A 23,213-nucleotide genomic window follows, 5' to 3' on the forward strand; every position below is an offset into this window, starting at 1 on the left:
TGCGAGGTTTCTTCAGAAAATCGCCCGGCCTGAGTGCCGGGCTTTTTTGTTTTTGGGGCTTAGCTTTTCTGGGTCTGGATGCCCAGATCTTCCATTTCTTCATGAACCGCAGACGCTTTGGCGGAAGAGTAAACTTCCATGGCGGAAGCTCCCTTTGGCTGTTGCAAGCGGATGAAGCAGGTGATGACTGCGGCAAGCAGATACAGTGCTGCGTAGATGTAAACGACGCCCTGCGTGCCGTAGCCGGTCACAAACAGTGTTGCCAGTGCCGGGCCTAGGAAGTTGCTCAGGCCACCGCCAAGGTTCTGCACGGAAACTGCAGCACCCTTGTGATCGGGTGCAATGGCGGGGAAAATTGCTCCCATGGGCACAAATGCGTTGAGCGTTAAAGCCAGGAACAAGGCACCGATAATTGCGGTGAACATGTTGCCGGGCATCAGGTGCGGGATGAAATAGAAGGCAAGGCTTGCCATTGCGCAGCCGACAAAGCCGAACCAACGCATCTGACGCAGCCAGCCGATCCGGTCGCCAATAAGGCCCCAGACCACATTGGTCACAGGCTGAACCAGGAAGAACGCACCATAGATCCGCAGCCATTGCGGCATGGTGAAGCCAACTTCCGGAGACGTGTAGAACAGGGGCATGATGACCGGAAAGCCGAAGAGAGACAGATTGCAGATGACGCGCGTGATGAGTGCCAATGCAATATCGCGGTTCTCAACAATCAGCGTCAGGCTGCGACTGATCTCGATCAGCTGTTCCTTGACGGACACCTTGGCTGCCAGTGGCTTGGCCTCAGAAGGGTCTTCGCGGATGGTCAGGCAAGCCAGTGCGCCGCCAGCCAGAACCCAGGCCAAAGACATCCACAGGGTCGGCATGAACCCGAAAGCGGGGATGGTCCAGCTTGGCAGGAAGGACGCGATGATGCCGTAACCCAGCGTGAACATCGACCAGACCCAGCCGATGGCAGAGGCCAGACGATGATCCGGGGTTTTCTGGACGATCCAGAAGAAGAACGCATAGAAAAACAGCGGGTATGCAAAGCCGCGCAGACCATAGAACAGCATCATCATCGGGAAGGAGTGCTGTCCGAGGCCGAGCCCGAGGAACGCGACGTGGCATAGCGCCCACCAGATGGTGCCGATCGCCATGATGCGGCGCGCGCCATAAACTTCGGCCAGCACGCCAGACAGCCAGCTCGAAATGGCGGCTGTCGCACCGTAAATGGTGAAGAGCATTCCTGCCTGCTTCGGCGTAAAGCCGATTTGCGTGACGTATTTGGCAAGGAACGCAACTTCGATGCCGTCGCCCGTCATGTACAGGGCAACGGCGATATAACCCCACAGCAACATCACCGGCATGCCCCAGAGAATGCGGGATTTGGTGACGGCTGATCGATGGGGTGGAGAAAGCTCTGTGGCACTCATGAATGTCATGCCTTCCTGAAGGAAAGGGAGGATGGAGTGTCTTCACACGGCAACGATGACAGATCGGTGCTTTCCAGAGGGCCAAGCAGTGTGACGATCCCGGGGGAGGCCAGTCCAAGAAACTGTGCTTCGATACCACTGAACACACCTGCCGAGCGTGATGCCGGAGGCAGGATGTTAAAACGTTTAGCGCTAAAGATAGGCTGTTTTCTAAACATGGCGAGCTCCTTTGACAGCGGGAATATGCGTTCGGGTTGTCGTTCGGAGGCCGGCAGTTCCTTTCTCCTCATGTCATCCGCGCAGGACATTCTGACGTGAGGAGAACGGAGCAGGCAGGCCTGCTGGAAAGCCGTCACCGATAACCGTGTGAGTACGATCTCGCGGACGATAACATGATTCTGTTATATTCAAATAGTATTTATGTTATTTTTTATGCCATAAACGCATCATCTGATGTGACTATTCCTCTAGAAGAGCTCAACAAGCGCGACGCCCGCAACGATCACCACAAGAAGAATCAGCAGGATCACCGTCAGGCGCTTTTCGATGAACTCGCGCACAGGTTCGCCAAAGGCCTTGAGGAGGGCGGCTTCCAGGAAGAAGCGTGCGCCGCGCGTTGTGATGCTGGCAGCGATGAACGGCAGCAGCGGGAAGTGTGCCGCACCGGCTGCCAGTGTGACGAATTTGTAGGGGAGAGGCGTGAGTCCCTTGCCCAGAATGATCCATATGCCATATCGGCGGAACAGGTCTTCCAATGCCAGAATGCGACCGTCTGCATGATAGAAATGGGCGATGGGCATACCGATATGCTTCATCAGGAAAGCGCCGAGCAGCCATCCGATCACGCCACCTATTACGCTGGAAACAGTGCAGACTGTTGCGAGAAACCAGGCCCTGTCCTGTCGCGTCAGGATCATGGGAACGAGCATCAGGTCAACGGGGATCGGGAAGACCGACGCTTCTGCCATGGCGATAATGATAAGCCACCATACGGCTTTGGGTGAGGCGGCAAGGTCGGTGATGCGACGATAGAGGGAATGGATCACGGTCTGGTCCTGTGGAGGAATATCCGGTCTTCCTATCCTTCTCTGTCACTGAATGAAAATTCATTGCTTCGGAAAACAGGGTAAAGGAAGCACAAAGCTCTTCCTTTTCTGAAAATGGATGCCCCGTGCCCCAACGTTACTCTCTTCTGGCCCGCCTGTTTCATTGGGGCATGGCGGCTATCATTATCCCGGTCTGGATGATTGGATTCTATGCGGGGCGCCTGTTGCCGCGTGGGGCTTCTCCTTTGAAAGGAGAACTGCTCTCCATTCATAAGGAGATCGCATCGACAGTTGTGATCCTAGTTGTTCTCAGAATGGCTTGGCGCGCAACACATCGGCCGCCAGCATTACCTGGCACTATTCCGGAAGAGCAGCGCATTGCGGCGCGCGTGCTTCAGGGATGTCTTTATCTTCTGATGCTGACCACGCCTCTCACGGGATGGCTGATGGCCTCTGCCCACGGTGCGCCAGTCCAGATGCTGTGGACGGTGCACCTGCCGGCGCTCATTCAGAAAACTGCGTTATTCGCGCCGATCCTGGGTGTCATGCACCAGTTTTCTGCCTGGATTTTGGGGGTTCTGATTGCCGGACATTGTGTGGCGGCGCTGATGCACCGTTTTTCCCGGCGGGATCAGGTCATGGATATGATGCTCTGAATAAAAAAGGCCTCTGCAGATATGTGCAGAGGCCTTGGACTATTTTGCCTTATTGCGGTGAAGCAGGCTGCTGAACCGGGAAAGGCTCAGCCTTGAGCGCAGGGCGCGGATGATCCGTCATCTGCGTCTTCAGATACGAAACCGCCGCATCAAGCTGTTGATCCTGCCCCTTAAAGGTGGCGACCGGCATGTTCTCGATCTCGATATCCGGTGAGACACCCTTGTTCTCGACCAGCCAGTGGCCGTTCATGTCGAAATAGGGGTTTTCGGCTGTCCGGGCATTTCCGTTGTCAATCAGACGGTCACCGTCCGAAAGCCAGACACCGGCGCCTGCTGTGCGTTCCCCAAGGAGCGGCGCGATGTGGAGAGACTTGATGCCTTGAGAGAAGGTCTCACCGTCCGAGTAGGTCATTTCATCTGAAATCACGATAAGATGGCCCTGGAACGCCTGTTGCATGTCGATGGCCGGAGCGTTGCCATAGCGGCTCCAGAACATCCAGGAGCGGCGCATGAGCTGCGTCAGAACCCAGCTGTCAATGTTGCCGCCATTATTGCCGCGGACGTCAACAATGAGTCCATCCTTGTCGATATTGGCATAGAACTCACGGGCGAACGCCTCCATGTCATCGCCGACCATGGCTTGCAGATGCAGATAACCAATGTGTCCATGGCTGGCGTGATCCACAAGATCAGCACGGCTGCCTTCCCAGTCCCGTGCGCGCAAGGACTTCTGCTTGCGCCAGCTTACGGCTGTCACGACTGTTTTGTGTTCTTTGCCATTGCGCAGAAGGGTCAGAAGAACCTGTTTTCCAGCCTGATTGGCCAGAAGCATAGAGAGGTCGGGCTCGTCGGCTGCAGATTGTCCGTTCACGGCAACAATCAGATCTCCGTCCTGCGCATCAACGCCCGGAGCAGCCAATGGAGACTGCTGATCCGGTAGATCGCGGTCTCCTCTATAGATATGTGTGATGCGGAAGCCTTTTGCTTCGCGGGTAATCTGTGCACCCAGTCCAGCAATCAGGTTTGCAGCCGGGTCTTCGAGGCTTTGTGCCGGCCGGAGCTGGGAGTGCATGGCGCCAATTTCAGCAACCATCTGGCCAAGCAGATCATCCAGATCCGCACGGTCTCCAAGTCGATCCACAAATGGCGCGAAATGGGCTCTGACGGCTTTCCAGTCTACGCCATGCAGATCGCGGTCATAATAATGATCACGGTGAAGGCGCCAGGCATCGACAAATTCGTCTGACCATTCCTGAGCAGGGTCGATGCGCAGTCGTAGTCCGTCAAAGCTGACCGCTTTCCCTGCAACATCATCAGGTTTCTTGGCCCCGACTGGTAGCAGAAGAACTTCGGGTGCCTGCTTCGCGCGAGGGGCTACGGTCATGATCGTTTTGCCGTCTGCCGAGAGGCTGAAATCTTCAACCTTGGGGGAGAAGGTTTCGATCTTGTGCTCGTTATTGTCGATATGAATGGACTTCAGAGGGTTGGCGTCATCGTCCGTACCATCCACGGTGAACAGATAATCGCTGGCGGCTGCCAGCCCGTGATAATCTGCGGCAGGGACGGGAACCTGATAGAGACGATCTGTCAATCCGTTCCATTCAAACGCGGGAAGAGGTTTTTTCGGAGCGTCCTTTTTCTCATCTTTCTTGTCGCTTTTTTCCTTGCTGTCATCATGATCCAGCTCGGTTGGGGCCTGGAAAGGAAAGCGTTCTCCGGCCTGGAGTGCGAGGGCATAGATGCCTGTACGATGTGGAAACGCCGGTCCCAGATTGCGGTCTCCCCAGGGAGAGCCGTTAGCCAGCGAGAATGTGCGATCAGACAGGAACCACAGCCATTTCCCATCTGGGGAGAAGCTTGGGCTATAGGATTCGTAACGATCGCTCGTCACCCACTCCGTCCGTCCTGTTTCCGGAGAATACAGGGCAATCTGACGTCGCAGATTAGAGCCGCGCGTGCGTACGAAGGCGAGGGCCTTTCCGTCTGCTGCCCATGAAAGGGAATCGAAAACGTTCGTGCCGTCCTGAGTGGCATCATCCACGAGCTTCTCAGCTTTGCTCGAAAGGTTGAGCAACCACAGGCGCCCCAGCAAATCCGTATGCGCGGCGTATTTTCCGTCTGGTGAGATTTCGAGAGCAACAGGCTCGGTTGAGGATGGCTGGCTGAGTGCTTCTCCCTTGCCGCTGCCATCTGCCGCAAAACGCCACAGCGCAGATTCTCCGCCAGCATCACTGAACGCAATGACGGATTTGCCATCTGGCGTTACGCGGGCAAGGCGCAGGCGGACATTGTCCGGAGTGGGCAGGACGATCAGACGCCTCGGGGAAGCTGCTGCCACGACCGTGTGGCCGCGCATCGTGAAGATAGCGGCATCGCCTTTGGGAGAAATGGTCTCCGACGTGGTGAAGCGGGTTGGTCGATCCAGCCAGTACGGTGCACGAGGTGCATTGTCCGAGACTAAATTGACGGGGATCTGGTGGCTCTCGCCTGAGGTCAGATCCAGCGAAAAGAGGTCTGCCCCTTTGCGGAACACAACATGGTCGCCTGAGAGTGACGCTTCCAGAATGCTGTAATCTGTAAAATGGGTTAGCTGTCGGGCATCTGTTCCGTCTGCTGCGATGCTCCAGAGGTTGTAACGTCCGTTTTCGTCGGAAATAACGATCAGACGATCCCGCCACGGCATGGGACGGATCAGGTTCGCTGTGCGTGTGCCGATACGTTCGGCCTCGGTTCCGGACTGAAGATCAAACCGCCAGAGTTGCGAGAGTGCTCCTCCACGATAGGCCCGCATATGATCGCCTGTTACCGCGAGCCCGAACCGCACGGCATACAGCCATTTACCGTCCGGGCTAATGGAAGCGTCATTGACGTTGGCAAGCGGATAGACGTGCTTTGCACCCGTTTTTGGGTCCAGAGCTGCGACATTGTAGCTGTAGTAAGGGCCAGTTGCGTCCGGCATGGAGTACAGGATGCCTACATGAGCATCCCATCCTGCGATATGAAGTTTGGGCGCGTTTTCAAACGTCATGCGTCGGGGCGTGCCGCCGGAACTCGGCATGATGTAGAGCTCTGTCGGCCCATCAAAATTCGCCAGAAATGCGATTTCTTTGCCATCGGGCGAGAGGACAGGCTGCGGGTCAACGGCATTGGCGCCATGAGGCGCGCTGGTCAGGCGCTGGGCCGTGCCTCCCGTCAGGGGCACACTCCAGACTGACTGTTCCGCACTGAAAAGAACGGTCTGCCCCGTGAGTGACGGCTCCCTGAAGTAACCGGGCTCAGCCTGAGCGGTTAGCCCGTAGGTGCACCCCAGAAGAGCCGCGCATGAGAGAAGGGAACGTCGGAGGGAAAACCGCATGATGTGAAGGACTTCTCATATGAAAATATCCTTCGATGATGCTGCGGTTTCATATCGCCGTCGAGACGGCAGGTGCGTTTTGAGGGTGGGGAAACAAAAAACGCCAGCCCGGGATGGACTGGCGCTTCGTGTTTTGCCGTGAAAACCCGGATTAGGCGGTCAGAGCAATGGCCTTGTCTTCAGCCGCTACCAGGTAGGAGCTGTTGGACAGGACCTGAACAGCCAGCATGGCAATGCTGTGAGAAGACCGGCTGGGGAGCGAGATTGCGGCATGACCTGTGGTCCAGCGCATGGTCGTTCCTTCAGAAACACTCCAGCCAGACAGCTCTTCCTTGGCGAGATGTGCCGGAAGCACAGTGGTGCTGCCTGCCTCGTAGAGGGCAATCTGGCCAACGAGCACACCGAGTTCGCGGCGGTCATCAACAAATGGGCCAATCACATCGGACGGGCGGCTCGTGCGGGACATCAGACGGACAGAGCGAACCTTCTCCGGCAGCATGAACATGGCATAGCCGTTGGTCTCACGCGTTTTCCGGATGATGGTGCCGTCTTCCGTCATGAGATGCAGGTCAGCATCCTGCGTCAGGACTGCACTGTCAGCCTGAGACACCAGACCTGCCATGTCTGCCCGTGCTTCGATTGCGCGGAATAGGGGCTCGACTGTTGTGCGGTCCGTCGTGAGCGGGGCCGCTGCGTCGTCGTTCCAGCTCTTGACGCTGCCGCCGATGCTGAAAACATTTCCGTCCTGACGGAAATCGCCGCGGTTGCCCGTGTCGAGGAAGCTCTCCGTCAACAGGCCATTGGCCATAATGACCGAGTGATCTGCCGTCTCGATGTGGAAGTAATCGTAAGACGTGATGCTTGTGTCGTAGTGAATGGAGCGACCATTGATCAGCATCCGGGCCGGGACAAACTTTCCATCAAGGAACAGGCAATGTTCTGCCGTCACCAGAAGGTCCGTGTGTGGCATGCCAGGTGCGATAGCGTCCTTCAGAATACGAACCGGGTAGCCTGCTTCGTCTGCAAACGGACCTGGACGTACCGTCATGTGACGACGTCCAGCCCATGTGACAGTGCGAACGTCTTCACGGCCGTCCACATACACAACCACGCTGTCGCCAAGGAGCAGGGTCTCGACAGCGACTTCACCGTCCTGCGTGCGGATCATTGAACCTGCGAGGAAGCAGATGACGCCGTTTCCATTGCTGGTGTTAACCGTGACCGGGTTGCTATCGGTCGGAGCGTTTTTGTAGCTGCTGTCGTAGGTGACGCTTTTGGGGCTGACTGTGCCGCTAGACGTGGTCAGAGTTACATTGTCGCTGGTCATGGTGGCAGACGTTACGGTCTGACCATTCACGCCGAGGCTGTCGCCTTCCTTCAGGTTGGCCAGAACCAGCTTGTTGGCTGCGTACTTGTCGCTCGGAAGGATCAGCGTGTTGTTGCCCGTTCCGAAAACGACCTTGGTGCCGTCAGTCGGGTAAGTCGTAATGGTGGCTTTGGCGCCATCATTCAACGTCAGGGTAGACTGGAGGGCAGAGCTGTCCGTGAAGGACGTACCTGCGCCATTGACCGTGATGGGGCCTGTAATGGTGGTGCTGTTGCTGGCCGTCTTGACGGTCGAACCATTGGAAATATTGAGGTTGCCAGCAATTCCGCTGCCGCTGACGCTGCCCAGCGTAATGTTGGAATTATCAAAATTGAGCGTGCCGCCAGTCGCGATCGATGGCTTGAGGCCCGGATAGCCAGACCAGTCCTGCGAGACATTCGAGAATGTCGCAGTGCCGCCGTTATCAACCTGCAGGACGTTGTTAGCCGTCAGCGGGCGCTGGATGTTTGCCGTGCCACCTGAAGCGACTTCCAGATTGTTGACAGCCAGAGCGCTGGTGCCGGAGGCGATGTCGAGAGTGCCTTCAACCTTGATGTTGACGCCGGAAAGCGTTGATGTCGCGCTTGAGACGGTAACGGTCACACCTGATGGGATGGTGACTGTGCCTTGATTCGTCTGCGTATCAGGAACGTGTGTTGCTGGTGCGCCATCGTAGCTCCAGTTCGACACGTCACTCCAGTTGCCGCCGGTTGTTGGGCCGACCCATGTGTAGAGATCGCCGTTTGTCCAAGCGGGTGTAGATGTTGCCATGATGTGATGAAAATCCAGAATGCAGGGGTGCGCCGTATTGTTCGCAGAGTGAAGTGGAATTGCTCCCATCGCTTCTTCTGCAGACAAACGAAAGCTATTGATGGCGTAATTCGTTCAATTAAAGCTAACAGTCAATGTAAATGATGAAGATGAATAATTTGTAAAAAACCAACGCCTCATTGCTCGGCTTATTCAAGCCGGGCAAGAAACGTTCAAATCGAAAAAATTTATGGATTTATCGAGAGATTTTTTAACCGACCGCAGATTTGAGGCCATAGCCTGCTGCGAGTGGGCAAAGTGGCAGCATTGCAAACAGGCATGCTCCCAGAAGGTCGAATCCGGCGCTTGATGATGCACCAAGCTGCCCGGCATAGGACGAAGCCGCACCGAAAATCAGTACCGGCGTTGCGAGAGGCAAAACAAGGAGAGGCAAAAGAACGCCACCACGACGCGCGCCCAACACGATTGAGGCTGCCATGCCACCCATCAGGGACAGGCACATCGTTCCAAGCATCAGCCCGAACAAGAGAAGCGGGAGTTCGCTCCCTTTTACGCCCAGCATGATGCCAAGCGGGATCGCTGCAACAAGAAGAGGCAGGCCAGTTGTCAGCCAGTGAGCAATCATTTTGGCGAAGGCAACGGCATACGCTGGAAGGCCCGTGAGCATCAGCAGATCCAGTGAGCCATCTTCCAGTTCAGAGCCGAAAAGTCTGTCCAGCGGGAGCAGCGATGCGAGCAGTGCACAGACCCAGATGATGCCCGGCCCCATATGACGCAACAAGTCTGGTGAGGGACCAAGAGCCAGAGGGAAAAGGCTGCCACACAATATAAAGAAGAGCAGGGATGCGAGCGTATCCGCCCCAAACCGATAGGCAAGTCGCAGGTCGCGGTCGATCAAGGCAAAGAAAGCGGTCATGACAGCCAGAGCGGTTCAGCGTGAGCAAGGGAAGGGAGTTCGTGCGAGCGCGTGTTATCCAGCGGGAGCGGCACATGCGTCGTAACAATCATGGCGCCCCCATTGTCACGGTGTTGGGCCATGATTGCGCCAAGCCGTTCGATGCTCGCTACGTCCAGACCAACGGTCGGTTCGTCCAGAAGCCAAAGGGGTGCTCCTGACAGCATGACGCGTGCAAAAGCCGCCCGGCGTTTCTGCCCCGAGGACAGGAGGCGTGCTGGAAGGTCAGTCAGGAATGCCAGATCAAGGGCTTCCAACACGTCTTCCATGCTTCCGCTGCCCAGGCGATCGGCCAAGGCAAGATTTTGCGCCAGCGTCAGGCCGGGCTTGAGAGCATCCTGATGGCCCAGCCAGGCCAGTGCTCCATAGCGCTCAATCGTGCCACCATCAGGCTTGCGAAGGCCTGCGATTGTTCTGAGAAGAGTGGATTTTCCCGCACCATTCGGGCCGGTGAGTATCATGGCATCGCCATGAGCAAGCGAAAGGCTCACATCATCCAGAACCAGCCGGTCTCCACGGAAAACCGTAATATCCCTGACATCCAGAAGCACGGAAGGTGTTGTCGGGTCGGGCGGCTGGGTCGTCATGGGAAGCGTTCTGTCCGGTTCACGGTCTCATCAGCTTAGACCCTCTGAGCGCGGGAACTGCAAGGGGGCGTCTGAAAAGCTGCAATCTGGTGAATTCTCATTCCCGCATGCAGGAAAGGTCTCGATAGCCAGTGCGAGGTCCGTTAAGAGGGCTGAACGGTATAATGATCACACGTCTTGTTAAGGGATGTCTGGAACTGACTGATCTGGTGTTACAGGCGAGCGGGATCGCCAAGTCTTTTGATGGCAACGAAATTCTTCGTGGTCTGTCACTTGATGTTGAACGTGGCGAGCTGATCTCGATTATCGGACCGTCAGGGTGTGGCAAGTCCACGTTCCTGCGGTGCCTCAATTTTCTGGAGCATCCTGACGCCGGAACTGTCCGTATTGAAGATGTGACACTCGCCTGCACTGGCAAAAGCTGGACGCGTGCCAATGAGGCACAGGCCCATCGTTTGCGGGCGCATGTCGGCATGGTCTTTCAGGCCTTCAATCTTTTCCCTCATAGAACCGTCATTGATAACGTCATGATGGCGCCGATGCGCGTGAAGGGTGTCTCACGGGATGAGGCGCAGGCGACTGCCTGTACGCTTTTAGAAAAAGTGGGGCTTGCCGGCGTTAAAGACCGCTACCCGGACAGTCTTTCGGGCGGCCAGAAGCAGCGCGCGGCAATTGCTCGTGCGCTCGCCATGAAGCCATCTGTCATGTTGTACGACGAGCCGACATCCGCACTCGACCCGGAACTTTCAGAAGAAGTTCTGTCGGTGATGCGGGATCTGGATGATGATGGGATGACGCAGCTTGTCGTAACGCATGACATGCGCTTTGCCCGTGCCGCCTCGGATCGCGTGCTGTATGTGGAGGCTGGTGAAATCGTTGAAAGCGGTGACCCGGACCTGATGTTCGCCAACCCGAAAGAGGGGCGCACACGGCGCTTCCTGCGGACGCTCCTGTGATGAACAAGTTTTTTGCGTGTCTACTGGCGCTGGCTTTCATGCTGGCACCCTCCGTTCATGCCGTCGCAGCAGACGAGACTGTCGCATCCGCGCCAGACGCTCTGGTCGTGCCGGGGGCTCGGGATAACACCGATCTGCCCTGGGCTTCGGATGGTGAGGCCAATGTGCCTTACGTGTTCCATGATCCCGAGCATGAATCCCGGATGACGGGCTTCGAATACGATCTGGTCAATGCCATCGCTGAGAAAATGCATCGCAAGGCGCGTTTCATTCAGAATGACTGGGATGGCCTGATTCCGGGCCTGTCGCGTGACCTTTACAGCATGGTTGCAGACGGCATTGAAATGACGCCGGAGCACAAAGCGGCGGTCCTGTTCTCCCGTCCTTACTATGTAACAAGCGAGCGGATCATTCTTCGCAAGGAAGAAACGGGTCTCGACACGCTGGAGGCTCTCAAGGGGCATAAGATTGGCACGATCAAGGACACCACAGCCGAGCGAATGCTGCGCCGGCAGGGTGGCTCTACGATCCGGTCTTATGAAGAAGAGACAAATGCCTTTTCAGATCTGCGCAACGGAAGACTGGACGCGATCCTGCTGGATGCGCCCATCGCCCTGTATTACGGCAGCATTTCCGATGACATGAAGCTGGTGGGCGAACCGATCGGCAGCATGGAATATGGTATCGCGTTTGCACCTGGTAGCCGCGCGTTGCGCGATCAGGTGGATGCCGCCCTCGGCGATCTTATCAAGGACGGGACGCTTCACCAGATTCTGGCACGCTGGAACCTGTGGACTCCGTTGATGGAGAACTACACGGGGGACCATACCCATCCGGATATTGCCCCGGTGGAATGGGACCGGTATCGGGCCGCCATGGCCAGCACGACCGGTGGGAACTGGAAAGTTCTGGTTCACCGCTATGTCGGGTTCCTGCCTCTGATCGGCCAGGCAGCCTTGATGACGTTGGCTGTTTCAGCGCTCGCTATGGTGATTGCGGTCGCTCTGGGCCTGCTTCTTGCGTTGGCGCGGCATTATGGTGGGACGGTCCCTCGGCTTGTGGCAGGGCTATATGTGGAAATTGTTCGCGGTACACCGCTGCTGATTCAGGTTCTTTTCATTTTCTATGGCCTGCCAGCCTTTGGCATCCGGCTGTCTCCCTTTATGGCAGGCGTGTTGTCACTGGGGCTCAATTACGCGGCCTATGAAGCCGAGAATTACCGTGCGGGTTTGTTGTCTGTCCCCCGCGGCCAGATGGAAGCCGCTATCGCCCTGAACATGACGCACTGGCAGGCGCTTCGTCTGGTCGTGGTCCCGCAGGCCTTCCGCACGGTTGTGCCGGTCATGACCAATGACTTTATTTCGTTGCTCAAAGACAGTTCGTTGGTGTCCGTCATTACCTTGACGGAACTCAGTCAGACCTATGTCCGTCTGTCGTCCACCTATTACGATTATTTCGGAACAGGGCTGATGGTCGGTGCGGCTTATCTTCTGCTTGGGCTACCGTTCGTGAGATTGGCCCGTATGGCAGAACGGCGCATGGGCCGCGGTATGGGCGGCAATATCGGCCACCACTGACTGGGAGGCATGGAAGACGCCTCGTTCTATGAATTAAAAAAAGCTGCCTCTCTGTTGGAGGCAGCCTTTTTTTTGTCAGGACGCTTTGGGCGCTGACGGATCACTCGTGATGGATGGTGTAAGCGTATTCGGGTCAAGCGTCCCGTCAAACCCTTGCCGCAGAACGTCCGCCCATTTCAGCATCCACCGATCCAGATCCGTGATGAAGCGCGAGGAGTCCGGATTGGAATGAACTGTGCCCTTGCCCCAGATGTTAATGGGCGCCAGCAACTGCCGAGACCCATGCTCAATCGGGGCAATAAGCGTTTCAACAGTCTCGACCTGAACGCCCTGCGTGCCCTGAAGGGCCGCGTGATACCACCCAACATTGATCATGAGGGGTGGAATTGGAAAGCCGAGTGTTGCCATGCGGTTGAAGGCCGCTGTGATGAATGGGTCCGGGCTGACTGTATTGTTCGCCAGAACTGCGTTCCCCATATAGGTGCACTCTTCCGATGCGCCCGGTTTTCCACTGATACGTGATGCATAGTTGCGATCATCATGACAGGGCGTTTCCAGCCCATCCGTCACTTCCTGCGGAAGAGTCTGCTGGCTGGCTCGGACAACAATAACTGCCGAGACAACGCCACTATCCGTACGCGCCAGAACCTGCTGGGAAATTTCTCCGTGAGGGCCGCTACGGGCTGTCAGGATAGTGTGCCAGTCTCCGGTCGGGAGCGGAACAGTGCGCCCGGCAATCTTCAGGCTGTGCCGGAGGGTGATGCCTGGATCGGGAACACCGACCTGATCTACGCCACCGTTTGGGGCATTGCCGCTGGCGGCGTTTTGAGCGCCGCTCGCGCCTGCTGCAGACGCTGGGCTTGCACCAGGGGCATGTCCCGGGAGCCAGGGCATGGCTTTCTTCAAAGCCGGGGTCGGGAAAAACGACGCCATCCCGATCCCGCCGACCATCATGATAAGGCTTGTGCGCCAAAGAGGCGCACGGCGCCAGAGTCGTCCAAATGCTGTCATGGATCAGTGGCTCAGGCGGCCGAGTTGCGCTTCGGTATCCTTGGAAATTTCCGCGACAACGCCCTCATCTCCTGCCGTCAGGCGAACCGTCTTGGCGCCCTGCTGACGGGCGATAATCAGGCTTTCGCTCACCATATCTTCAATGGACCGCACCAGATCACGAGCGCTGGCGCCGGTGCCCAGGTTCTTCTGCTTGACCATGACCTGAAAGAGCAGGGCCGGATCAATACCGCCCGTTTCAACGTGCAGGCCATAGCTTTCGATCATAGCTTCAATTTCCAGAGCGGCCACACGGGCCAGATCCAGACCGCGGAGAGCGCGGAATACAAAGATCCTGTCGAGGCGGTTCAGAACCTCCGGAGCGAAGCCTGCCCGCTTGAGCGCTTCCACCGACTCCGCACGCATTTTGTCAGGTTCATTTTCCAGGCGGTCCGCAATCTCTGTCAGTGCGTCCGTTGCGATGTTGGACGTCAGCATGAAGATGGCGCGGGTGGTGGAGACCTGCTCGCCTGTAGACGCTTCGGTAACGTGACCATCGTTCCACGCAGTGAGGAACTTCTTGAACACGTCCGGATGGGCCTTTTCGATCTCATCCAGCAGCACGACGGCATCTGGCTGATCCTTGAGGCCGCCGGTCAGCTTGCCGAAAGTATCTGAGCCGACATAGCCCTTCGGGGAGCCGAAGAGCTGTGTGGCTGCATGGGGGCTGGACATCTGCGTCATATCAAAATGGAGCAGGGGGCGCTCCATCTGTCGGGCAATCTGCTTGGCCAGATAGGTTTTGCCAGTCCCTGGAGGCCCTGCCAGCAGAAAAATGCCGACGGGCTTGCCACGCACCTGAAGAGCGAGGCGGCGGCGGAGCTGCTGGGCAATGTCTTCGCAGACACGGTCCTGCCCGATGACGCGGGCCCGAAGAGATGCGGCAAGCTCCTCCGCATCAATGACGGTTTCGCGCTGTTCGCGGGCCATGAGTTCTTCAAGCGCACCACGATTGGTCAGCCGGCTGAGAACATCCATGATCAGACCTTTCCTCCGGCGCAGTCCACGACGCGCCAGTTTTTCTGCAGAAGTTTCGTATCCCAGACCCATGACGGTCAGGAGGGCGCCGATCCCCGCAAGGGGGAGATAGGCAGGGCGTGCCCAGTTCAGAGCTCTCCAGAAACCATCCAGAGACAGGTGTAGCATGACGGCCACCTGAATGACCGCCAGAATCAGGAAGGCCGCCATCATAACTGGCATGGCCCGGTTGAGCATGGGAACGAGGGACTTGAACACCGGGGTGGCCTTTACTGAACAATCACGCCAAGCACGATACGCTGACTCAGCGCAGTCAGGCTTGGCAGGGCTTCGGGGCCGAGGGCGGTCATGGCACCAATGGTAAGAGCGGGTGCGTGCGGCATTGTGACAGGATCAATCGTAACCTGTGCGGCTTCGGCAATCGGCAGAATGAGCCGCTGGAATTTTCCTGTCAAAACAACGCGCTGGGTCAATCCGGATACTGTGACATCAACGGTCTGTCCTGTCACGCCTGCCGCATCCAGAACCGGCATTTCCACAAGGCGCATATCGCCACGCTGCACAGCCGCTAAAATCTGGCTTCGCTGTTGGGCATTGAAACTGGTGGCAGCAAGCGCTTTAGGGGCATTCTGTGCGGAGAGCATGGAAAGCTGAACCGCCGCCTGAAGCGCCGGTGCTGTGCCAACGGCAGCATTGTCTGGCGGAAAAGCGGGAACTGCCGCCTTGGGCGTTGTGGCATGAGTGTAGAAAAATGCCCCGGCCCCAATGGTGACCACGGCCAGAAGACTACCTCCCGCCCAGAGAGGTCGGCTCCGGGGAGCATCCTGCTGCGGAAGGAGATGCGGTTTAGGCTCGGGTTCGGCTGTCATCAGGGCCTCATCTCACCCTGACTACCCGTTCAAGGCAAGCATTCTCCGCACTGATAAATGTAAACAAATCTTTCGATATGCTTATGGGGCTGTATCCCTGTCGTTCTACTTGCATTGCGAGGGTGGAGGGCCTAGATAGAGGTCATTCCATTCATCTTCCGCTTCTTTTCGGGGGGTGGCCCTGACGGGCCGCCTTTTTTGTCTTGTCTCAACAGAACACATCTTCCGGTCTCGAACTGCCTCATCTGACGGGCCTTGAAGCCCGCATTGCGGAGCGGATCGTGCCGACGCTGGCGGACCTGGGCTACGAGCTCGTCCGTCTTTCCGTTCTCGGGCGCGACACCCCGACCATTCAGATTATGGCGGACCGTGCAAACGGCTCCCTGATCTCCGTGGAGGACTGCGAGCAGATCAGTCACGCCGTCGGTGCCATCCTTGACGTGGATGACCCGATTCCAGGCGCATGGATGCTCGAAGTATCATCAGCTGGAATCGACCGCCCTTTGACCCGTGCAAAGGACTGGGAACGATTCGCCGGACATCTGGCCAAGGCTGAGCTTGATGTTCCGCTCAATGGCCGTCGTCGTTTCTCTGGAACGGTGATGGGCACGCGGGATGGCAAGGGCGTGATTCGTCTGGACGACGGGACTGAAGCGGAGCTGCCATTGGCGGAAGTTCGCAAGGCCCGTCTGATCCTGACGGATGCCCTGATTGAGGCAAGTGCTGCCCTTTCGGGTATCACACCTGAAGCGGAGAGTGACGGCGAGACGCCTCGCGTTCCGAAACTGAATCCGAAGAAGCCGGGGAAGAAGAAACAATGACCCGTCTCATGCTGGCTGGAGGTCCGATCTGATGGACACATCTGTTATCCGCCCTGAACTGCTGCTGGTCGCAGACGCAGTCTCGCGCGAGAAGAACATCGACCGCGAAGAAGTGCTGGAAGCGATGGAGCAGGCCATTCAGAAGGCTGGCCGCGCCAAGTATGGTCACGAGAAGGACATTCGCGCGACCATCGACCGCAAGACGGGCGAAGTTCGTCTCAGCCGCTGGACGGAAGCTGTCGAGCAGGTGGAGAATGAGGACACGCAGATCCCCATTCACATTGCTCGTAAGTTCCAGCCGGAAATTCAGATTGGCGAACATCTCGTTGATCCACTGCCGCCGATCGACTTTGGTCGTATTGCAGCGCAGACGGCCAAGCAGGTTATTGTGCAGCGCGTGCGTGAATATGAACGCAAGCGCCAGTTCAATGAATTCAAGGATCGCGTAGGCGAGATCGTCAACGGTACCGTCAAGCGGACCGAGTACGGCAACATGATGGTTGAAATCGGCAATGCCGAAGGCCTTCTGCGTCGTGATGAACTGATCCCTCGCGAGTCTTTCCGAAATTCGGACCGTATTCGCGCGTATATCTATGATGTACGTGACGAGCCGCGCGGCCCGCAGATCTTCCTGTCCCGCACGCACCCGGCATTTCTCGCCAAGCTGTTCGCCCAGGAAGTGCCGGAAATTTATGACGGCATCATCGAGATCAAGGCTGTTGCCCGTGATCCAGGGTCCCGCGCCAAGATGGCCGTCATTTCCCGTGATGCTGCAATTGATCCGGTCGGTGCGTGTGTTGGTATGCGCGGCTCGCGCGTTCAGGCCGTTGTGGCTGAGTTGCAGGGCGAGAAGATCGACATCATTCCCTGGAGCCCGCAGGCTGCAACATTTGTTGTGAATGCGCTGGCACCTGCTGAAGTCACCAAGGTGGTGATGGATGAAGAAGCAGGGCGTGTTGAAGTCGTGGTGCCGGATGAGCAGCTTTCGCTCGCGATCGGTCGCCGCGGACAGAACGTGCGTCTGGCCAGCCAGCTGACCCGCTGGGACATCGATATTCTGACGGAGGCCGAGGAATCGGAGCGTCGTCAGGAAGAGTTCCGCAAGCGGACTGGCCTCTTTGTTGACTCGCTGGATGTGGACGATGTGATTGCCAGCCTTCTGGTTACAGAGGGCTTCCACTCCATCGAAGAACTGGCTTATACGGAGCCGGGCGAACTGCATGACATCGAAGGCTTCGATGAGAGTGTTGCCGAAGAGCTGATGCTGCGTGCAAACGAGTATCTGGCTGGCAAGGAACACGAGCTGGACGACAAGCGCAAAGAGCTTGGCGTGACGGACGATGTTGTCGATCTCGGAGTCTTCACGAACCAGATGCTGGTGACGCTTGGTGAGAAGGGTGTGAAAACGCTCGACGATCTGGCGGATCTGGCAGGTGATGAACTCGTGGATATTCTTGGCGCAGACGCCATGGATGAAGATGCCGCGAATGAAGTCATCATGGCAGCCCGTGCCCACTGGTTTGAAGGTGACGAATCGGCTGAAGCCGAAAAGAAGGACGGGGAGTCGACCGACGTCTGATATTTCTGATACTGATAATGGTCCCATTCGCGGTGCTTTAGGGCGCCGCGGTTCAGAGCGCCGCTGCCTCGTGACCCGAGAGCAGAGGCCGCCTGAAAGCATGATCCGTTTCGTGGTCAGCCCGGATAATCGGGTTGTGCCAGATCTGGCTGCAAAGCTGCCTGGTCGGGGAATGTGGTTGAGTGCCAGCCGGGATGTGTTAGATAGCCCCCGCACCCGACAGGCTTTTGCACGTGCTGCAAAGGCCCAGGTGTCTGTACCGGACTGTCTGGCGGATCTCGTCGAGGCGGCACTGGGGCAGAGGATGTTGGACGCTGTCAGTCTGGCCCGAAGAGCGGGGCAGGTTGTCTGCGGGTTTCAGAAATGCCGGGAGTGGCTCATTTCCGGTAGGGCAGGGGTGGTGATCCGTTCCGAAGGTGCAAGCCTGGACGAGTTCTCCAGACTGGTGTCGGGCCGGCGATCTCTGCCGGCGGTGACAGTTCCCGATCGCGTCCTGGCTTCGGCGTTCGGCCGGGACCGGGCGGTCTATGCGGTGATGGCGCCGGGTGCGCTGGCACAGCGCCTGATCGCCGAACATGAGAGATTTTCGGGAGTGGCAGGACGTCCACTCCCAGACCCCAAAGGGGTCAGTAAGGAACAGGCGGAACTATGAGCGACGGCAACGAGCGCAACCAGGACGGAACACAGACCCCATCACAGGGCGGCGAACAGAACAAGACTGGCCGCCTGTCCCTACGCCCAGCAGGACGTCAGGAGGTCGGTCGTACAGTCGACGCTGGCTCCGTGCGTCAAAGCTTCAGCCACGGCCGTTCAAAGGTCGTGCAGGTTGAAGTTCGCAAGCCCAAGCGCGCAGCGTCCGGTCCGGGTGGCTCGGCTGCTGGCGGCGCACGTGGTGGTCGTGGTGCTGGTGCTGGCGGTCGCGCCCTGACGGCTGCGGAGCTTGCAACGCGTCAGCGCGTTCTGGAAGCACAGCGTAAAGCTGCGGTTGAAGAGGCTGAACGCCGCGAAGCCGAAAAGATCCAGATCATGTCGGCTGCAGAAGCAGCCCGTCGTGCTGAGGAAGAACAGCGTCTTGCTGCAGAAGCAAGAGAAGCTGAAGAAGCGGCGCGCATCGAGCGTGATCGCCAGGCGATCAAAACGGCGGAAGACGCACGCATCTTCGCAGAAGAAGAAGCCCAGCGCGCTGTGCGTCAGGCTGAACGCGAAGCTGAAGAAGCTCAGCGTGCTGCTCCGCTTGATCCGCGCACACATTCAACGGGTGGCGTGCAGCTTGCAGCCCCTGTGCAGCGCCTGCGTCCTCTCGCAGAGCGTGCAATCATGCCGGAGCGTCCGGTTCAGACTGCGCGTCCTGCACCTGCCGCGCCGGCACAGCCACGTGGTGGTGAGACGCTTCATCTGCGTTCTCCGGCCGCAGCCGCTGGTGGCGAAGAAGAGCGTCGTGCTCCTGCCCGTCGCAGTGGCGGTGGTGCTCCCAGCGGTCCGGCCCAGCGTCGTTCCACGCAACCTTCCCCACGTAAGAGCCCGGGCGGCAATGACCGTCGTAGCGGTCGCATCGACGTGCGCGCAGCGATTGAAGGCGATGACGGCAAAACCCGTTCGCTGGCTTCAGTTCGCCGTCAGCGCGATCGTGAGCGTCGCCAGGCTGAGCTTGAACGTCTTCGTTCTGATCAGGTGCGCGTTGTGCGTGACGTAATTGTTCCGGAAACCATCACGGTAGCCGAGCTGGCCAACCGTATGGCGTCCCGCCAGGGTGATGTCATCAAGTCGCTCATGAAAATGGGCGTCATGGCGACGGCAACCCAGAGCATCGACGGCGATACTGCTGAGCTGATTGTCGAAGAGTTCGGCCATCGTGTGAAGCGCGTTGCTGAGAGCGATGTGGAAATCGGCATCAAGGGTGTTGAAGATCGCCCGGAAGATCTGGCGCCGCGTGCTCCGGTCGTGACCGTTATGGGGCATGTCGATCACGGCAAGACGTCTCTTCTCGATGCACTGCGCTCTGCTGATGTGGCTGGCGCAGAAGCCGGCGGTATCACGCAGCATATCGGTGCGTATCAGGTCACGGCACCTTCCGGGAAGAAGATTACCTTCATCGATACACCGGGCCATGAGGCGTTTACGTCCATGCGTGCTCGTGGTGCATCCGTGACTGACGTGGTCGTTCTGGTGGTTGCGGCCGATGACGGTGTCATGCCGCAGACGATCGAAGCCATTAAGCATGCCAAGGCTTCGAATGCCCCGATCATTGTCGCCATCAACAAGATGGACAAGCCAGGCGCCAACCCAACCCGTGTCCGTCAGGAACTTCTGAGCCATGAAATCGTGGTCGAAGATATGGGCGGTGATACGCAGGATGTCGAAGTCTCGGCACTGAAGCGTACGGGTCTGGACAAGCTGGAAGAAGCTATTCTGCTTCAGGCTGAAATGCTTGATCTGAGAGCCAACCCGGATCGTATGGCCGAAGGTACGGTGATCGAAAGCCGCCTTGATCGCGGACGTGGCCCAGTAGCTTCCGTTCTGGTTCAGAAGGGCACATTGCGTCGCGGCGATATTGTTGTCGCTGGTGCAGAGTGGGGACGTGTTCGTGCGGTTCTCGATGATCGTGGCCGTCAGCTCAAGGACGCTGGCCCATCCATGCCTGTCGAGATTCTCGGCATCGCGGGTGTTCCGGGTGCAGGTGAGCCGTTCGTTGTTGTTGAAAACGACGTCCGCGCTCGTGAGATCAGCGAATTCCGTCAGCGGACCATCAAGGAAAGGCAGGCTGCGACGCAGGTTGCTGCCCGTGGCACGCTCGACCAGATGCTGGCTCGTATTCAGGCCGGTGATCAGAAGGAAGTTGCCCTTCTTATCAAGGCGGACGTTCAGGGTTCTGCGGAAGCAATCTCCACGACAGTCCAGAAGCTGGCTCATGAGGAAGTTGCAATTCGCGTCCTGAACGCCAGCGTCGGTCAGATCACGGAAAGCGATATCCAGTTCGCCAAGGCTTCTGATGCCATCATCGTGGCGTTCAACGTTCGTGCGACGACGCAGGCTCGTGAACTGGCGCAGCGTGAAGGTGTGGATATCCGCTACTACTCCATCATCTACCAGGTGGCGGACGACGTAGAGCAGCTCGTGAAGGGCAAGGTTGCGCCCAAGCATCGCGAGAAGTTCCTGGGCTATGCGGAGATCCGTCAGGTCTTCAACATCACGAAGACTGGCAAGGTCGCTGGTTGCTACGTCACCGAAGGCCTCGTCAAGCGTGGCTGTGGCGTGCGTCTGCTGCGTGAGAACGTGGTCATCCATCAGGGTGAACTCAGCCAGCTCAAGCGCTTCAAGGACGACGTCAAGGAAGTGGCTCGTGGGTATGAGTGCGGTCTTTCCTTCGCAGGTTACAATGATCTGCGCGAAGGCGATGTCGTCGAGTGCTACGAGATGGAAGTGATCCCGGCTTGAGCTCACGTTCCAGAAATGACCTGAAAGGCCCGGCCGGCGTCGTTGCCCAAGGGCCGAGCACTCGCCAGCTTCGGGTGGCAGAAGAGGTTCGCCGGACTCTGGCGGACATCTTCGCTCGCACGGAGTTTCGTGATCCTGACCTGCTGGATGTTCGCATCACAGTTACGGAAGTTCGGGTTTCCCCGGACTTTGGTCACGCAACAGTGTTCGTGACCCGACTGGGCAGAAGCGATGTGGAAGAAGTTCTTCCCGCTTTGAAGCGGGTTTCTCCCTTCCTTCGCTCCGGGTTGGCCAAGGTGCTGCGACTGCGAAGTGTTCCGGAAATTCATTTCCAGCCAGATACGGCGCTGGATAATGCGATGGAACTGGATCAGCTCTTTCGTTCACCGGAAGTTAGCCGAGATCTGGAAGACTGATTTTGCACAACACCTCTGGCCTTCGGGTCAGGGGTGTTTTTGCATTTACAGGTCAGACTGGTCTATCAGCGCCCGATCATGAGTGAGGGATGCTGGACCAGTGGCAAGAAAACGCGGACGCGAGATTGACGGATGGCTGATTCTCGACAAGCCGCTTGGCCCAACGTCTACGGACATGGTCAATAAACTGCGTTGGGAATTTGACGCGAAAAAAGCGGGCCATGGCGGTACGCTCGACCCCTTGGCCTCGGGCGTCCTGCCGATCGCATTTGGCAAGGCCACGCGAACAATCCCCTATATTATGGATGCGACAAAGCGTTACCGCTTTACCCTTTCTTTGGGGGAAAGCCGCACAACCGATGATCGCGAGGGAGAAGTTCTTGCGACGTCGGTTCATCGACCAATAGATGATGATCTGCGCGCCTGTCTCCCTGCTCTGACGGGCGATGTGATGCAGATTCCCCCCGTGTTCTCTGCATTGAGAGTTGGTGGAAAACGGGCTTACGATCTCGCGCGTGCTGGCCGTCCGCCGGAGCTTCCGCCACGCCCGGCCCGGATAGATTCGATAACGCTGGTAGAACGTCCGGATGCGGATACTGCGGTTTTTGAAGTGCAGTCTGGCAAGGGCGTTTATATGCGGTCTCTGGCGCGAGACATCGCTCTTGCATGCGGAACGGTGGGGCATATTTCTGTCCTGCGTCGAACGAAATGCGGGCCGTTTGATCTGTCCCATGCCATGACGATTGACGAGATAGCACTGGACAAATCGACTCAAACTGTGGACAACGCCGATGCTCTTCCGGCTCCTCTGCTGGATGTAGCGACCGCGCTGGTCGACATCCCGGCGCTGGCCGTTACCGAAGCGGAGGGAAGAATACTGATCTGGGGCCAGTCTCTTGACCCCTCGGATCTCACATATTCTCTGCCGGCCGTGTCACAGGAGGGAGACCATCTGTGGCGTGCGATGATCGGAGAGCACGTGATTGGCCTGTGTCAGATCCGCGATGGACGGCTCAGGGCAGCACGGATGCTGGAAAACCACGAGTTTTTTGGAGAACACGATGTCGATTACTGCAGAACGCCGCACGGCTCTGATCGCTGAATACCGCCAGAACGAGACCGACACGGGCTCGCCGGAAGTTCAGGTTGCGATCCTGACCGAGCGCATTGTTAACCTGACCGAGCACCTGAAGACCCACAAGAAGGACTTCCACTCCCGTCGTGGTCTTCTGATGATGGTCGGTCAGCGTCGTAGCATGCTGGACTATCTGAAGCGCAAGGATCAGGCTCGTTACCAGAGCGTGATCGAGCGTCTCGGCCTGCGTCGCTGATACGTCGTCCGGGGGCTTGCCCCCGGACACCCCTGCCA

19 protein-coding genes and 1 pseudogene are annotated in these 23,213 nt (G+C 57.7%); 11 read left to right on the plus strand and 9 right to left on the minus strand.

All coding sequences use genetic code 11. From position 1 onward, the window contains the following. Positions 1-59: 59 nt before the first annotated feature. On the minus strand, positions 60-1,427 hold the full coding sequence (locus tag KP707_RS01070) for an MFS transporter (protein WP_064274160.1): 1,368 nt from the start codon (positions 1,425-1,427) through the stop codon (positions 60-62). 467 nt (positions 1,428-1,894) lie between these two features. Next, positions 1,895-2,473: a YqaA family protein gene (locus tag KP707_RS01075; protein WP_046900041.1), complete on the minus strand. Its 579-nt coding sequence runs from the start codon at positions 2,471-2,473 to the stop codon at positions 1,895-1,897. A gap of 125 nt (positions 2,474-2,598) precedes the next feature. Between KP707_RS01075 and KP707_RS01080 the strand changes: the two genes are divergently transcribed. Next, entirely contained in the window at positions 2,599-3,129 is a 531-nt protein-coding gene (locus tag KP707_RS01080; RefSeq protein ID WP_211501898.1) for a cytochrome b, read from the plus strand. Between the two features lie 49 nt (positions 3,130-3,178). On the opposite strand, the gene KP707_RS01085 is transcribed toward KP707_RS01080, so the two are convergent. The 4 genes from KP707_RS01085 to ccmA all read right to left on the minus strand — a co-directional run bounded on the left by KP707_RS01085 (position 3,179) and on the right by ccmA (position 10,163). Beyond that, positions 3,179-6,484, minus strand: a complete 3,306-nt coding sequence (locus KP707_RS01085; RefSeq protein ID WP_211501899.1) for a S41 family peptidase — start codon at positions 6,482-6,484, stop codon at positions 3,179-3,181. Positions 6,485-6,635: 151 nt separating this feature from the next. Further along, positions 6,636-8,690, minus strand: a complete 2,055-nt coding sequence (locus KP707_RS01090) for a Hint domain-containing protein (RefSeq protein WP_252348818.1) — start codon at positions 8,688-8,690, stop codon at positions 6,636-6,638. 181 nt (positions 8,691-8,871) lie between these two features. Then, on the minus strand, positions 8,872-9,537 hold the full coding sequence (ccmB, locus tag KP707_RS01095; protein WP_086634019.1) for a heme exporter protein CcmB: 666 nt from the start codon (positions 9,535-9,537) through the stop codon (positions 8,872-8,874). Next, positions 9,534-10,163 (minus strand): heme ABC exporter ATP-binding protein CcmA, encoded by a 630-nt coding sequence (gene ccmA / locus KP707_RS01100; RefSeq protein ID WP_211501900.1) that lies wholly within the window; start codon positions 10,161-10,163, stop codon positions 9,534-9,536. Before ccmA ends, ccmB begins: the two co-directional genes overlap by 4 nt. A gap of 164 nt (positions 10,164-10,327) precedes the next feature. On the opposite strand from ccmA, the gene KP707_RS01105 reads away from it, so the two are divergent. Further along, on the plus strand, positions 10,328-11,119 hold the full coding sequence (locus KP707_RS01105) for an amino acid ABC transporter ATP-binding protein (protein ID WP_244974517.1): 792 nt from the start codon (positions 10,328-10,330) through the stop codon (positions 11,117-11,119). Beyond that, complete coding sequence (locus KP707_RS01110; protein ID WP_046900034.1) at positions 11,119-12,696, plus strand: ABC transporter substrate-binding protein/permease; 1,578 nt, start codon at positions 11,119-11,121, stop codon at positions 12,694-12,696. Before KP707_RS01105 ends, KP707_RS01110 begins: the two co-directional genes overlap by 1 nt. Before the next feature lie 75 nt (positions 12,697-12,771). On the opposite strand, the gene KP707_RS01115 is transcribed toward KP707_RS01110, so the two are convergent. The 3 genes from KP707_RS01115 to KP707_RS01125 are packed head-to-tail and all read right to left on the minus strand — an operon-like array spanning position 12,772 to position 15,593. Beyond that, positions 12,772-13,707, minus strand: coding sequence for a hypothetical protein (locus KP707_RS01115; protein WP_202206345.1), 936 nt, complete (start codon positions 13,705-13,707; stop codon positions 12,772-12,774). Between the two features lie 3 nt (positions 13,708-13,710). Further along, complete coding sequence (locus KP707_RS01120; protein ID WP_211496058.1) at positions 13,711-14,961, minus strand: AAA family ATPase; 1,251 nt, start codon at positions 14,959-14,961, stop codon at positions 13,711-13,713. Between the two features lie 32 nt (positions 14,962-14,993). Further along, positions 14,994-15,593 carry a hypothetical protein gene (locus KP707_RS01125; RefSeq protein ID WP_211501901.1) on the minus strand — a complete coding sequence of 200 codons (600 nt, stop codon included), beginning with the start codon at positions 15,591-15,593 and terminating at the stop codon, positions 14,994-14,996. Between the two features lie 203 nt (positions 15,594-15,796). Here KP707_RS01125 and rimP point away from each other — a divergent pair, with 203 nt between their 5' ends. From rimP to rpsO, 8 genes and pseudogenes are all read left to right on the plus strand, one after another. After that, positions 15,797-16,414, plus strand: a complete 618-nt coding sequence (gene rimP, locus KP707_RS01130; RefSeq protein WP_046900031.1) for a ribosome maturation factor RimP — start codon at positions 15,797-15,799, stop codon at positions 16,412-16,414. Between the two features lie 31 nt (positions 16,415-16,445). Next, a complete protein-coding gene (nusA, locus tag KP707_RS01135) occupies positions 16,446-17,993 on the plus strand; it encodes a transcription termination factor NusA (RefSeq protein WP_046900030.1) in 1,548 nt (515 codons plus the stop codon). After that, a complete protein-coding gene (locus KP707_RS01140; protein WP_373321863.1) occupies positions 17,941-18,645 on the plus strand; it encodes an RNA-binding protein in 705 nt (234 codons plus the stop codon). Before nusA ends, KP707_RS01140 begins: the two co-directional genes overlap by 53 nt. Then, positions 18,642-19,458: pseudogene (locus KP707_RS17120) on the plus strand (translation initiation factor IF-2 associated domain-containing protein); the annotation flags it as partial. The gene KP707_RS01140 and the pseudogene KP707_RS17120, both read left to right, overlap by 4 nt. Positions 19,459-19,550: 92 nt before the next feature. Then, positions 19,551-21,428, plus strand: a complete 1,878-nt coding sequence (infB, locus tag KP707_RS01145; RefSeq protein WP_373687769.1) for a translation initiation factor IF-2 — start codon at positions 19,551-19,553, stop codon at positions 21,426-21,428. Further along, on the plus strand, positions 21,425-21,844 hold the full coding sequence (gene rbfA / locus KP707_RS01150; protein WP_046900027.1) for a 30S ribosome-binding factor RbfA: 420 nt from the start codon (positions 21,425-21,427) through the stop codon (positions 21,842-21,844). The genes infB and rbfA overlap by 4 nt, the downstream gene beginning before the upstream one ends. Before the next feature lie 100 nt (positions 21,845-21,944). Further along, on the plus strand, positions 21,945-22,946 hold the full coding sequence (gene truB / locus KP707_RS01155) for a tRNA pseudouridine(55) synthase TruB (RefSeq protein ID WP_211501903.1): 1,002 nt from the start codon (positions 21,945-21,947) through the stop codon (positions 22,944-22,946). Next, complete coding sequence (gene rpsO, locus KP707_RS01160) at positions 22,906-23,175, plus strand: 30S ribosomal protein S15 (protein ID WP_007283842.1); 270 nt, start codon at positions 22,906-22,908, stop codon at positions 23,173-23,175. Before truB ends, rpsO begins: the two co-directional genes overlap by 41 nt. Positions 23,176-23,213 lie beyond the last annotated feature (38 nt).

Origin of the sequence: Gluconobacter sp. P5E10 (genome assembly GCF_018812145.1) — a bacterium.
Lineage (GTDB): Bacteria > Pseudomonadota > Alphaproteobacteria > Acetobacterales > Acetobacteraceae > Gluconobacter > Gluconobacter cerinus.

Coding starts and splice junctions, on each gene's coding strand:
- KP707_RS01120 (WP_211496058.1), bottom strand. CDS start 14,961: ATGCTCAACCGGGCCATGCCAGTTATGATGGCGGCCTTCCTGATTCTG.
- KP707_RS01085 (WP_211501899.1), bottom strand. CDS start 6,484: ATGCGGTTTTCCCTCCGACGTTCCCTTCTCTCATGCGCGGCTCTTCTG.
- KP707_RS01125 (WP_211501901.1), bottom strand. CDS start 15,593: ATGACAGCCGAACCCGAGCCTAAACCGCATCTCCTTCCGCAGCAGGAT.
- rpsO (WP_007283842.1), top strand. CDS start 22,906: ATGTCGATTACTGCAGAACGCCGCACGGCTCTGATCGCTGAATACCGC.
- ccmB (WP_086634019.1), bottom strand. CDS start 9,537: ATGACCGCTTTCTTTGCCTTGATCGACCGCGACCTGCGACTTGCCTAT.
- KP707_RS01115 (WP_202206345.1), bottom strand. CDS start 13,707: ATGACAGCATTTGGACGACTCTGGCGCCGTGCGCCTCTTTGGCGCACA.
- KP707_RS01105 (WP_244974517.1), top strand. CDS start 10,328: ATGATCACACGTCTTGTTAAGGGATGTCTGGAACTGACTGATCTGGTG.
- KP707_RS01070 (WP_064274160.1), bottom strand. CDS start 1,427: ATGAGTGCCACAGAGCTTTCTCCACCCCATCGATCAGCCGTCACCAAA.
- ccmA (WP_211501900.1), bottom strand. CDS start 10,163: ATGACGACCCAGCCGCCCGACCCGACAACACCTTCCGTGCTTCTGGAT.
- nusA (WP_046900030.1), top strand. CDS start 16,446: ATGGACACATCTGTTATCCGCCCTGAACTGCTGCTGGTCGCAGACGCA.
- KP707_RS01110 (WP_046900034.1), top strand. CDS start 11,119: ATGAACAAGTTTTTTGCGTGTCTACTGGCGCTGGCTTTCATGCTGGCA.
- KP707_RS01090 (WP_252348818.1), bottom strand. CDS start 8,690: ATGGGAGCAATTCCACTTCACTCTGCGAACAATACGGCGCACCCCTGC.